The following is a 13,289-nucleotide window of genomic DNA, read 5'->3' on the forward strand; positions in this document are numbered from 1 at the left end:
GGAGGGGAAAATGAAACTTATATTAAAATATTTTTTATACAACATATGGAATAAAAAGTTAAGATCTTTTATCATTATCTTTTCTATAATGATTACAACATTGTTGGTAATGGCTAATTTAGGTATAAATAATTATTTCATGGCCACATATGATACAAATGTTAAGTATTTATTAGGAAATATAGATATTGTTATAAGTGCATCAAAAAATAGTGATGAATTAATTAAGCAAGGTAGTATAAAACTTAATAGCAGCGATGTTAAAAATAGTTCAGAAATATTTGGTGGACTCGGAAAAATTAAAAATAAAGCTGGGAAAAATATAAAGATAAATATTATTGGTGCAGATACAAATGAACTTAAGAAATTAAAAGTTATTGATAATGAGGAAAATGATAATAATAACGGAATTGTAATATCTAAAAAGGCATTAAACTATTTAGGGGTCAATATAGGATCAGAACTTGAATTGGATGTGCTGGGACAAAAATATAGGAATACTGTAGTAAACGTAGCTGATAACAGTGGAGTGCTTGCTAAGGATGATGAAAATAACATTACTATGGTATTACCTAAAAAAATTGTAGAACAATTTTATCATTCGGAAAATAAAATAACCAACATATATGTAGCTGTAAAGGATGGTAAAGATATAAATAATGTTATGAAAAATATAGAGAATGATAACAGCGGTATAGATGCACAGGCTACACATTCAATTGAGGATTATAAAACTCAAACTGACTCTATATCATTAGCTTTATTATTTGTATTGGTAATTACAATATTTATAAGTGTATATTTAATTTCATTTCTATTTAAGGTAATGGGAGCAGAACGAATAAGCGTAATTGGGACTTTTCAAAGTGTAGGAGCAACTAAAGGTGAGATAAGCCTATTGTTTATTGGTGAAAGTTTAATTTATGGAATTTTAGGATTTATATTAGGGATAGGGGTAAGTAATTTTACACTATCAAATATATATTCTATGCTAAATCAATTTCAGACAAGTAATACAAATGCTATTCCTATAATGGAACCAGTTAATATACTAATAGCTTTTGCTGTTGCTGTAGGGATATCTTTGATTAGTAGTTTAACTATAACTTTCAATATTAATAAAATTCAAGTGAAAAATCAAATAATAAATACATTAAAGCTAACAAAAGATGTAAGCATTGCTCATGTAGCTTTTGGAATAATAAGTTTTGGCGTAAGTGCAGGATTGTATTTTTACAACAAAAACTACAATAGTATTATAGGTGCAATAAGCTTTTTATTTTTAATAATAGGGGGAATTTTAATTTCCTCAATTGTAGTTAATATTTTCACATTGCTTGTATCAAAGACATTAGGTAAGTTTAGTGGCACACTGAATTTGGCAATGAAGAATTTGGAAACGGATAAATTTTTACAAGGAAATATAACACTAATAACTGTTATGATAACGATGATATTAACTATATCCATAGTAATTACGAGTGTTCAATCGTCAATGGTGTCAATGCTTAATCAGAATGATTTTGACGTATCTATTACTAGCATTAGTTCAGATATTAAAACTTACGACAGGATCAGTAAAATAGATGGTGTTAATAAAATGTATTATGAATATTTAGCATTTCCTAAAGCTGAAGCAGCTGAAGCAGGTACACAAACTCTCGGAAATTTAAGTTTAATTGGAATGTCAAAAGATCAACAATTTAGTGATTTTCATAAGAATGGAGTAAAGTATGATAAGAAGTTGGCTGAAAAATTACAAGATGGCGATTATATAATGGTTGATTCTTTCTTTGCAGATAAAAACAATTTAAAAATTAGAGATAAATTATTGGTTACTTATGATTCTGAAAAACTAACAAAACGAAAAAGTAAATATGAGATCATAGGTTTTCTAGACTCTTCTGGGTTTGCAACAACAAGGGATGCAGCAATTATAAGCCTTGATAATATGAAGAGAAGCGTAACTAAAATACCATATCAAATACTTGTGAAATTATCAGATGATAAGAAGAAAAAGGCAACAAGTGATATTACTGATGAACTTATAGACACTCCTGCTGTTGTTAAAACAATTAATCAAAGTATAAATGATAGTATGCAAGGAGTAGATGGATTGATTTCGGTTTTAAGCGTATTAATGGCCCTAGTTTTTGTTTTAGTTGGATTCGGAGTTGTTAATAATTTGTTTATTAGTTTCTTGCAGAGAAAACGTCAAATTGCAGTTTTAAGTTCTGTTGCAATGAGTAATCTTCAAATTACTTGTATGTTTTTTTTAGAAACTATAGCATTGTTTATAATTTCTTTAGGTTCTAGTTGCATATTAAGTTATACAATTTGCATTATGCTTCCTAAAATGCTTTGGGGAACAGGGCTTGCATTTAAATTTTTGTATTCATGGAAAGTATTTGGTATTGTAGCAATTGTATTATTTATACTAATGATTTTGGGTACTATAATAACTTCACTAGGATTAATACGTATGAAAATTATTGATGAATTGAAATATGAATAGAATAATATATGTAGGAGATGGAGTGAATGAAAGACATAATATTAAAAACTGAAAATTTATTTAAAACAGTTACTATAGGAAAAGAAAATACCAATATATTAAATGATGTGAATTTAGAAGTTGAAAAAGGAGAATTCATTTCAATTATGGGCCCATCAGGGTGTGGGAAGAGTACATTACTATATTTATTAGGAGGATTAGATAAACCTTCCGAAGGGAACGTTATATTAAATAATCAAGATATTAATAAATTATCTAATTCTAAAAAGAGTAGATTACGTTGCTCAGAACTAGGTTTTGTATTTCAATTTTATAATCTTGTCCCAGGATTAACTGTAGAGGAAAATATATTACTTCCAGTAGTAATGGCAAGAGAAAAGAGAGCGGATGTGAAGGAAAAGTTAGAGGAATTACTTAAAATAGTTAACTTGACAGATAAAAAAAAGCTTCGTCCTCATCAGCTTTCAGGAGGACAGCAACAAAGAACAGCAATTGCACGTGCACTTATAACAAATCCTAGTGTACTTCTAGCAGACGAACCAATTGGAAATTTAGATAGTGTATCTGGAAACGAAGTAATGAAACTTTTTAAAAGGATAAATGATGAACAAAAAGTTACGATAATTCAAGTTACTCACTCAAATGAATCTGCAGAATATGGAAATAGAATAATTAGAATGCGTGATGGACGGATTATTAACCATAGAGATGGAGTTGTAACGAATGAATAATAAAAAGATAGCAGCACTGTTTCCAGGACAAGGTTCACAATATATTGGAATGTGTAATAAGTTTGCAGACAATAAATGTGTAAACTTAATATTAGAACAAGCATCGAATAAATTAAATATTGATATAAAGAAAATGTGTAATGAAGAAAATAAGGATATTTTCAAAACTGAATTTGCACAGCCAATTATATTAACTGTAAGTTATATTATGTACAAGCTTTATAGAGAACTTGGAGGGGACGTACCAGATATAGCATTAGGACATAGCTTGGGAGAGTTTTCAGCATTGACATGTGCAGGGTGTATAAGTTTTGAAGATGCATTGGAACTTGTGAGCATGAGAGGTAAATTAATGAGTACTGTAGACAATGGCTATGCTATGACTGCAGTAGTTAATGTTAGTTATGAAAATCTTGAAAAAGTAATAGCAAAAATGAATGAAAAAATATATATATCCAATTATAACTCTCCAACTCAAGTTGTTATATCTGCTAAGGCAGATATTATTGGAAAATTTGAAAAAGAAATTGAAATATTAGGTGGGAACACAAAAAGATTAAAGACATCTCAACCGTTTCATACTGAAATTATGCAGGGTGTTGCAATTAAATTTGAAGAGTATATAAATAAATGTAAATTTTCAGAGCCAGAGTTTCATGTAATATCTAATGTAACAGCGGAAGTACATAAGGAAGAATTAATTAAAAAAAGACTTATACAGCAAATATACAAGCCAGTAAATTTTACTCAATGTATGAAAACTTTGAGAAGGAGAGGCATAGAGAATGCCATAGAATTTGGGGCGGGGAATGTATTAACGAGGATAGCTATTCAAAATTACAATGAGATATCAGCATATGCAATGGATGAATATGCTGATAGAAAGCAGCTTAATGACTTAATTAAATTTAATAAGAATAAATCAGTATCATTATTATATATAGTAAATTTATGTTTAGCTGAAGTAACAGGAACAAAATTTGAAAATTATATAGTTGAAGCACATAGAGGGTTAAATGAAAATTATAAAAAACTTGAGTTAATTCGTAATAATTTAGAACAGTCCAATAGTTTAAGTCATGAAAATATAGAGGAAAAGTGTGTTGAGTTATTAAAAAAATGTTTAATGTTAAAAAATGTTCCTATGAACGAGCAAAATAGTATATTAACGAACATAACATCATCTTTTAATGTATATAAGGAGCGTGAATATGAATTATAAAACAATTACGGAAGCCGTACTTGATCTTGATAAATGTAGAGAAGAGTCAATAACCTTTATTCTCCATAATGATGAATATAAAGTTAAGTATTCAGATATTTTAGGAAAAGGTAAGCAAGTTTTACACATGATACAGAAGAACGGATTAGTTAAAGGAGATACACTAATTTTTCAGTTCGACGATAATGAACAATTCGTAGTTACATTTATAGCGTGTATTATAGGTGGAATTATTCCTGTGCCTATTGATAGAATACAAAATAAATTTAACATAGAAAGAATTAAAGGGATATTACAAAAGATGCCTAATTCATGGATTATTACAAGTGATTATGTATTAAATAGTGTCTTACAAATTATTGAACATACAGATGATAGTGCATTGATAGAAAAATTTGAAAAACAAGCCATTAGATACGAAAATTATACTGAATTTAATGAATCACAAAAAATTTGCAACCCTAAAGAAGATGATATTTGCTTAATACAATATTCATCAGGTTCAACTAGTCTACCAAAAGGAGTTCAAGTGACACATAAAGCGCTGATTTCAAATGTATCAGGCATTTATGAAGCCGTTGGCGGTACAAAAGAAAGTGAAATATTAACATGGACACCATTAACACATAATTTAGCGTTAATACCTTTTGTGGTACTGCCTTTAGTATATAAAGTTAACACTCATATAATGCAAACATCAATGTTTTTACAAAATCCACTTAATTGGTTACAAAAAATTGATGAGCACAAAATAACTTTTTCTGCAACACCAAACTTTGCATTTAAGTATGTATTACAAGCAATTCAAAAGCTAGGACTTCCTAAATTCGATTTATCATCATTAAAAGTTATTTTTAATGGTGGAGAGCAAATTTCTTTTGAGGCATGCGAAAGTTTTGTAAATATATTAAAACCGTTACAGTTATCACACAATTCAATTATTTCTGTGTATGGAATGTCAGAAGCAACGGTTTGCGTAACTATATCCCCTGTTAATGAACATATTTATGCAGGATATTATAAACGTGAAAGTTTAATTGGTGGAAAAAAGGTTGAGTTAGGTGATGAACAAAGTAATGACATCTGTCTGGTAGATGTTGGATATCCTTTGAATGGAATACAAATTAGAATCTGCGATAACAATAAAGTTTTAGTAGAAGAAGGAGTGGCGGGTGAAATTCAGTTGAGGGGAGACGCTTTGACTCCAGGATATTACGAGTTAGAAGAGGCTACGAAAAATCTTTATACTGATGATGACTGGTTAAAGACTGGAGATATTGGTTTTTTAAATAAGGGTAGATTAACTATTATAGGCCGTGAAAAGGATTTAATAATTGTTAATGGAAAAAATATCTACTGTCATGATGTTGAGAAATATGTAGAAGACTCAGGAGAATGTATAGAATTACAGGTAGTAGCTGTGGCAGCTTTTGATTCTATCTCACAGCGAGACAGAGCAGTTATATTTATTGAAAGTGATATAACATTTGATCAATTTAAAATTATGGCACTCCGAATAAAAGCATATATGGCATTAAACTATGGTTTAATAATTGATGATATTTTACCAGTGAGTAGTATACCTAAAACACTAAGTGGTAAGAAACAACGTTACAAATTAGCAGAGGATTATAAAAAAGGTGAATTTAACCAAATAAAGCAACAAATTAATACTATAGATTGCGGATCTAAATATTTAAAAAGTCCTAAAACTGGAACAGAAGAGATACTTTTTAATATATGGTGTGATGTTTTGAAAAATGATAAGTATGGAGTTGGTGATAATTTCTTTTTATTAGGTGGAAATTCTATTAAAGTTATTGCTATGGTTGGGTTAATAAAAGAAAGATTAAATAAGACGATCCCTGCATCTGTAATATTTAAAAATCCTACTATAGAAAGTTTATCTGTTATTATAGATAAAATGAATAGTGAAAATAATTTTACATTGAAGAATAATCCTAAAGAAGAGTATTATCCATTAAGTAAAGAACAACTTAGAATTTACATTAGTGCATGTCTTGCAGAAAATAATACTGTGTATAATATTCCTATAGCTGCAAGGATATACAATTGTTTGATTGATCCAGTAAAGGCTCAAAATATTATTAATATGTTAGTTCAAAAGTATGAAATTTTACGTACTAGCATAGAACTTGTGAATTTATCTCCTATGCAAAAGGTGCACAATAACGTTGAGATAAATGTTGGGTATAGGGAAATAGATGAAGAAGAGTTAAAGCTCGTTATTGAAACATTTGTAAGACCATTTAACTTAACAGAATCTCCTTTAATGCGTTTAGAAATAAATAATGTCGAAAATGATACGATTATTTTAATAGATATGCATCATATTATTAGCGATGGTACAACTATTTCACTTTTTTTAAATGAATTTTTAAATATATATTATGGAGGAGAACTTCAGCCACCAAGATTCCAATTTAAAGATTATGTAGATTATCAAAATAGTTCGGAATATGATTTAAAAATTCAAAAAATGGAAAAATATTGGATTGAACAATTTAACACAGAGGTATCACCAGTATATTTACCGGAGGATTTTGATAGATTAAAAGTTAAAAGATATAATGGTAAAAGAATAAGCTTTCAGTTAGATAAAGAAATTATAACAGAGGTATTAAATATAGGAAATAAATATAATGTAACTGAATTTATGACATTTTTATCTATATATAATATTTTTATAAATCTTTATACTGGAGAAAATGATATTGTAATTGGAACACCTGTGGCGGGGAGACATTTAAATGAAATTCAAGATATGTTAGGTGTGTTTATAAATATGGTTCCAATACGTAATAATTTTAATGATGAAGTGAAATTTAGTGAATTGTTAAAAATTGTATCAAATAACGTAATAAATGCACTTGATAAGGGAGAATATCCTTTTGATATGTTAATTAAAAAGTTAGGAATTAAGACGGATTCTAGTACAACGCCCTTATTTAATATAGCATTTGTTTATCAGAATTTTATGTATCCTGAAGTTCAAGGGATAAGATATACTTTAAAAGATGTTAATACATCTACATCACAATATGATTTATTATTAACAATTTATACGTTAGATGATGGATTTAAATTTGAATTTGAATATGATACTGATTTATTTAAAGATGAAACTATTGTTCAATTTATTAATTCATTTTATGACATTATTAATCAAATAACACAAAATCCAGAAATTAATATTAATAAAATACAAATCTATGGAAAACAAAATAGTAAAGTAACTATCCATATGTTAAAATAACATCTTGCTCTCATGTAATTTATTAAAGCAGGTTTTAAATTCATGAAGGGCATATGCGACCTGGTCATACGTTTTTATAACAGGAGTTAAATCAAAATGGACATTAATATATTAAAAAAAATTATTAATCAAATGGAACAGTCATCAATTTCATATTTAGAATATAAAGATAGTAACATAAGTTTAAAACTTGCAATGCAAAAAAAACATAACATAAATGACGAAATTGCATGCGCTATAAAAAATAAAGATATTTATTTAATAAAATCAAAGTACGTTGGAATTGTAAAAATCATAGATAATGAAAGCCATCAACCATTTGTTACTCTAGGACAAATGGTTGAAGTAGGTGATTTATTGTGCGTTATAGAATATCTAAACTTGTTTATTCAAATAAAATCTTGTGTATGTGGATATGTTAGTGAAATATGTGTTAGAAATCTATCAATGATTCAATATGGCGAAGTTCTATTTAAGATTGTTATGTAAGAGTCAAATTTAAGGGATTATATAAAGAAGTAACAAGATTATGTTGCTTCTTTATTTTTATGGACTTAAAGTAGTTACATTGGGCATAATATCGTTAATACATATTTGATAGGAGTTGTTGTAGCTATGACTAAACTAGGCACTATTAAACAAAACAAAAAACCTAACAGATTAATTAATGAAAAGTCTCCATACCTTCTGCAACATGCATATAACCCAGTAAGTTGGAATCCCTCGGGTGAGGACGCCCTTACCAAAGCAAAAGATAAACCAATCTTCCTTTCAATCGGTTATTCAACTTGCCATTGGTGTCATGTAACCTAAAGACTGCAATTTATGACAAAGAAGAAACCATTTAAAATCAATGTATTAAGATGCTTTTGCACTAAAACTTCAATTCCTATATAAGCACTAACTTAATTGTAGGTATTGTTTTTTTATGCCTTTTTAAATTGTTATTAAATAATATAGTTACAGAACAATTACTATTAACTAAAGCTGTGTATGTTATATATATGTAAGCGACAAATAACCCGTCACCTAAAATAATGTAATAATACTCCTATGAAGACGAGGAGTATTATTACATGAATAAAAGAAAATTTGAGGCACAATGGATGACATTAGTAGTAATTTGAAAAAAACTTGACATGCAACTAAAAGGTTGCTAATATAAAACTATGGATAAAATATTTAGTGCTCTTGCTGACAAGTCACGTCGTTACTTATTAGATCTGCTTTATGAAAAGAATGGTCAATCTCTTTCTGAACTATGTTCCCGGCTTGAAATGTCAAGACAGGCAGTATCAAAACATCTTTTAATACTAGAAAACGCCGATATTATAGTACCCATATGGAGGGGGAGAGAGAAGATTCATTATATTAATACTGTTCCATTAAGGCTAATTTCTTTGAGGTGGATAAATAAGTTTGATGAAATAAGAATTGAAGACTTGATGGAATTGAAAGGAAATCTTGAAAAATAAACTAAGGAGGATATTATGGAAGGATTTATGTATCAAATAGTTATATCGACCAGTGCGGAGAAAGTATGGGAAGCTCTTATTAAACCTGAATATACAAAAAAATATTGGTTCGGACGCAGTGTAATTTCTAAATGGAATGTTGGTTCCTCTGTATCAGTTATTACACCCGAAGGAAAAGAGGAAGTGAGAGGCGAAGTTATTGAATATAACCCAAACAAAAGACTTTCCTATACTTGGAAAAAGTTTCAAGAAAATACTGAAGAAAAGATCACAACAGTGGTTTTCGAAATACAAGAGATGGGACCCTTAACAAAATTAACGATTTTGCAAGATATAAATGCTGAAGATGCAAAATTCCAGCAAGCTGCTGCTGGATGGACTTTTATTCTTTGTGGAATAAAAACTCTATTAGAAACAGGAGAACCACTTCCGTCGCTTCCTTGGGAGCACTGATAAAGAAAATTGAATATAAAAAAATAACTTAGTATCTTGGATTAAAGAATGATACTAGGTTATTTTTATGGAAGGCTGGTTATATCTGACTGATAAAATGATGTTAATCGGGCGTTTGCATTAGAAATTATGAAATAAGATAAAACTTTCTTTACGGACGACACAAGTGTTTTTGTATTGATATAGGTATGCAACACAAAATTAAACCACTTGGATAAAATGTTATTCTTTATTTTTATGGACTTAAAGTAGTTACATTGGGCATAATATCGTTAATACATATTTGATAGGAGTTGTTGTAGCTATGACTAAACTAGACACTATTAAACAAAACAGAAAACCTAACAGATTAATTAATGAAAAGTCTCCATACCTTCTACAACATGCATATAACCCAGTAAGTTGGAATCCCTGGGGTGAAGACGCCTTTACCAAAGCAAAAGCAGAAGATAAACCAATCTTCCTTTCAATCGGTTATTCAACTTGCCATTGGTGTCATGTCATGGAGAAAGAATCTTTTGAAAATGAAGAAGTAGCAGCTATTTTAAATAAATATTTTGTATCAATAAAGGTAGATAGAGAGGAACGCCCAGATATAGACAGTATTTATATGACCGTATGCCAAACTTTAACTGGAAGTGGTGGATGGCCCTTAACTATTTTTATGACACCAGATAAAAAGCCATTTTATGCTGGTACGTATTTTCCAAGGGAAAGTAGACATAGAATGCCAGGCATAAAGGATGTACTGAATTCTATAGCACAGCAGTGGAATGAAGAAAGAGAGAATATTATAGCATCTAGTGAAAAAATAGTAGAGCATATAAAAAACATTGATAAAAAGGTTAATCTAGTAGAACTAGGAGAAGAAATAGGCGAGGATGAAATACATAATGCATATAATAGCTTCAAGGGTGTATTTGATTGTGATTATGGTGGATTTGGAAGGTCTCCAAAATTTCCAGCGCCTCATAACTTGCAATTTTTATTGAAATACTGGAGAAATTATAATGAGCCTAAAGCATTAGAGATGGTAGAAAAAACTTTGGAAGCTATGTATGAGGGCGGGATTTTCGACCATATAGGGTTTGGATTCTCAAGGTATTCCACAGATGGGAGATGGCTCATACCTCACTTCGAAAAAATGTTATATGACAATGCACTTTTAGCTACAGTATATATTGAGGCTTTTGAAGCTACAGGCAAAGTATTCTACAAACAAGTAGCTGAAAAAATATTTATTTATATCTTAAGGGATATGACCTCTCCAGAGGGTGGCTTTTACTCAGCAGAGGATGCAGATAGTGAGGGAGAAGAAGGCACATATTATTTATTAACATTAAAGGAAATAGGTTTAGTTTTAGGTGAGGAGCTTTATGAAACCTATTGTAAACGCTATAATATAACGGTTGAAGGTAATTTTGAAGGTAGGAATATTCCAAATCTTATTGGCAAAAAAAGTAGCTCTAAGATAGATGAAAAAATAGAACGCAAATTAGAAGAAATGAGACAAAAGTTATTTGAATATAGGGAAAAAAGAATTCATCCTTATAAGGATGACAAGATATTAACTTCCTGGAATGGGCTTATGATTGCGGCGCTCGCTTATGGTGGAAGAATTTTTGAAAATAGCGATTATATTACCCAGGCAGAAAAGGCTATGGATTTTATTTTAAGTAACATGATTAATGAAAAAGGAAGATTAATGGCTAGGTACAGAGAAGGCGAAATAGCCCATTTAGGCTATTTAGAAGATTACGCATTCCTTGTGCATGCTTTAATTGAGTTATATGAAGCTACTTTTAATGTAAAATACTTAGCTAGAGCAATAGAGTTTAATGAAAATATGCTTAAGTTGTTTAAAGATGAAGAGCAAGGTGGATTGTTTTTATATGGAGTTGACGGAGAAGAACTAATTGTTAGGCCAAAAGATATATATGATGGTGCTATGCCATCAGGTAATTCAGTGGCTACTTTAAATATGTTAAGGCTTGCTAGATTAAGTGGTAATAGTGAATTAGAAAATGAGGCATACGGGCAATTTGAGGCTTTTGCTTCAAAGGTTAAAACTATAGAAAGTGCTCATGCTTATTTTATGACGGCACTATTATATAGCAAGATACCAGGAAAGGATATTATTATCGCAGGAGAGGGGCAGGGTAGTGTTACTAAAGCTATGATTAAAGAGATTAATAGTAATTACCTCCCATTTGCTACAGTAGTAATAAACACTGGCGATGAAAGGTTAAATTCCATTAATAATGAGTTAAGAGCACATAAACCTTTGCAGGGAAAGACTACTGCCTATATTTGTGAGAATTTTACTTGCAAAGAGCCAATTACTGATTTGAAAAAATTCTCTGAGTATATTAAGATTTATTAATATGCAAAACAAATGGTAAGTTGTATAATGAAATGACCGAAGAGTAACAAAAAATAAAGACTCAAGAGAAATACTCTTGTATAATGTTAAGTGACTAAACCAACATATACGGGAGGATTTCAAATGAGTCAATTAGATTTTATCACACAGAGCAGAAAAGGTAAACACCTAACATACGAGGAACGCATAAAGTTAGAAGCTTTACACAAAATGGGACTTAATTCAACTCGTATTGCGGAGCAAATAGGTGGGCGCTCAGAACGTACAATAAGGCGTGAAATTGCTAAAGGAATTGTAGAACTATTGAATAGTGACTTAACCACTCGAATGGAATATAGCGCAGAAATTGGGCAGTCAGAGCATGACAAACAAGGTACCGCTAAAGGTCCTGCATTAAAAATAGGAAAAGATCATAAATTGGTGAAGTACTTAGAAAAAGCTATTGGTATAGATGGCGAATCTCCGTATGCAGCTATTCAAAATATCACAAATAAAGATCTACAATTTGAAACAACTATTTGCTTCAAAACTGTGTATAACTATTTGGATAATAATTTGTTTTTAAATATAAGTAACAAAGATCTGCCTGTTAAAAAGAATGCTAAAAAGAGAAACTATAAAAAAATAAGATCAGCGTATAACAATACCAAAGGAACTAGCATATCGGAGAGACCTGCAGCTGTAGCTGCACGTGATGAGATAGGCCACTGGGAAATGGACACTGTAGTTGGCAAACAGGGTACAAAAACTGTCTTGATGGTGTTAAGTGAAAGAGTAACTCGTAAGGAGTTAGTCTTTAAAATACCATCTAAATCACAGGCGGCTGTCGTGAAAGAATTGGACAAATTGGAGCGTAAAATGGGAATGTTATTCTCGAAAACATTTAAAACAATCACCTGTGATAACGGCTGTGAGAACCTTGATTTCGAGGGTATTGAGAACTCAGTAAGAAATAAACGAAAGAGAACTAAAGTATATTATGCTCACCCATATAGTTCATGGGAGCGAGGCACAAACGAAAATATCAATAAAATGATACGACGATTTATCCCAAAAGGTGTGGATATTTCAGCATTCTCTAAAAAACAAATTATGCAAATACAGCACTGGATCAACAATTATCCAAGAAGGATTTTCAACGGTTTATCTGCCAATATGATGGAACAGAAAACCATTACAACTTAACATTATATTTTTCTTGAAAATTTCGGACATTTTATATTGCAATCTACA

Annotated in this window: 9 protein-coding genes and 1 pseudogene; all 10 read left to right on the forward strand. The window is 30.2% G+C overall.

What is annotated here, in order from left to right; genetic code table 11:
* Positions 1 to 10: 10 nt before the first annotated feature.
* The 10 genes and pseudogenes from KTC92_RS18125 to KTC92_RS18170 all read left to right on the forward strand — a co-directional run bounded on the left by KTC92_RS18125 (position 11) and on the right by KTC92_RS18170 (position 13,241).
* Positions 11 to 2,515, forward strand: a complete 2,505-nt coding sequence (locus KTC92_RS18125; RefSeq protein WP_220286722.1) for an ABC transporter permease — start codon at positions 11 to 13, stop codon at positions 2,513 to 2,515.
* Positions 2,516 to 2,541: 26 nt separating this feature from the next.
* A complete protein-coding gene (locus KTC92_RS18130) occupies positions 2,542 to 3,246 on the forward strand; it encodes an ABC transporter ATP-binding protein (RefSeq protein ID WP_216301680.1) in 705 nt (234 codons plus the stop codon).
* The gene (gene fabD, locus KTC92_RS18135; RefSeq protein ID WP_220286723.1) at positions 3,239 to 4,468 is read left to right on the forward strand and encodes an ACP S-malonyltransferase; all 1,230 of its coding nucleotides are present in this window, start codon (positions 3,239 to 3,241) and stop codon (positions 4,466 to 4,468) included. The genes KTC92_RS18130 and fabD overlap by 8 nt, the downstream gene beginning before the upstream one ends.
* Positions 4,458 to 7,745 carry a condensation domain-containing protein gene (locus tag KTC92_RS18140; protein ID WP_220286724.1) on the forward strand — a complete coding sequence of 1,096 codons (3,288 nt, stop codon included), beginning with the start codon at positions 4,458 to 4,460 and terminating at the stop codon, positions 7,743 to 7,745. Before fabD ends, KTC92_RS18140 begins: the two co-directional genes overlap by 11 nt.
* Positions 7,746 to 7,841: 96 nt before the next feature.
* Positions 7,842 to 8,234 carry a biotin/lipoyl-containing protein gene (locus tag KTC92_RS18145; RefSeq protein WP_216301683.1) on the forward strand — a complete coding sequence of 131 codons (393 nt, stop codon included), beginning with the start codon at positions 7,842 to 7,844 and terminating at the stop codon, positions 8,232 to 8,234.
* A 126-nt stretch (positions 8,235 to 8,360) separates the two neighbouring features.
* A pseudogene (locus KTC92_RS18150) lies at positions 8,361 to 8,552 on the forward strand (DUF255 domain-containing protein); the annotation flags it as partial.
* 362 nt (positions 8,553 to 8,914) lie between these two features.
* On the forward strand, positions 8,915 to 9,220 hold the full coding sequence (locus tag KTC92_RS18155; RefSeq protein ID WP_216301684.1) for a helix-turn-helix transcriptional regulator: 306 nt from the start codon (positions 8,915 to 8,917) through the stop codon (positions 9,218 to 9,220).
* Between the two features lie 15 nt (positions 9,221 to 9,235).
* Complete coding sequence (locus tag KTC92_RS18160; protein ID WP_220286725.1) at positions 9,236 to 9,673, forward strand: SRPBCC domain-containing protein; 438 nt, start codon at positions 9,236 to 9,238, stop codon at positions 9,671 to 9,673.
* 304 nt (positions 9,674 to 9,977) lie between these two features.
* A complete protein-coding gene (locus KTC92_RS18165; RefSeq protein ID WP_220286727.1) occupies positions 9,978 to 12,056 on the forward strand; it encodes a thioredoxin domain-containing protein in 2,079 nt (692 codons plus the stop codon).
* A gap of 123 nt (positions 12,057 to 12,179) precedes the next feature.
* Entirely contained in the window at positions 12,180 to 13,241 is a 1,062-nt protein-coding gene (locus KTC92_RS18170; RefSeq protein WP_220287898.1) for an IS30 family transposase, read from the forward strand.
* The last annotated feature ends 48 nt before the right edge of the window (positions 13,242 to 13,289 follow it).

Source organism: Clostridium sp. CM027 (genome assembly GCF_024730565.1).
Lineage (GTDB): Bacteria > Bacillota > Clostridia > Clostridiales > Clostridiaceae > Clostridium_AD > Clostridium_AD estertheticum_B.

Bases quoted from the DNA above. Each gene is read 5' to 3' on its own strand.
- KTC92_RS18155 (WP_216301684.1), top strand. From the start codon at position 8,915: ATGGATAAAATATTTAGTGCTCTTGCTGACAAGTCACGTCGTTACTTA.
- KTC92_RS18160 (WP_220286725.1), top strand. From the start codon at position 9,236: ATGGAAGGATTTATGTATCAAATAGTTATATCGACCAGTGCGGAGAAA.
- fabD (WP_220286723.1), top strand. From the start codon at position 3,239: ATGAATAATAAAAAGATAGCAGCACTGTTTCCAGGACAAGGTTCACAA.
- KTC92_RS18170 (WP_220287898.1), top strand. From the start codon at position 12,180: ATGAGTCAATTAGATTTTATCACACAGAGCAGAAAAGGTAAACACCTA.
- KTC92_RS18140 (WP_220286724.1), top strand. From the start codon at position 4,458: ATGAATTATAAAACAATTACGGAAGCCGTACTTGATCTTGATAAATGT.
- KTC92_RS18145 (WP_216301683.1), top strand. From the start codon at position 7,842: ATGGACATTAATATATTAAAAAAAATTATTAATCAAATGGAACAGTCA.
- KTC92_RS18165 (WP_220286727.1), top strand. From the start codon at position 9,978: ATGACTAAACTAGACACTATTAAACAAAACAGAAAACCTAACAGATTA.
- KTC92_RS18125 (WP_220286722.1), top strand. From the start codon at position 11: ATGAAACTTATATTAAAATATTTTTTATACAACATATGGAATAAAAAG.
- KTC92_RS18130 (WP_216301680.1), top strand. From the start codon at position 2,542: ATGAAAGACATAATATTAAAAACTGAAAATTTATTTAAAACAGTTACT.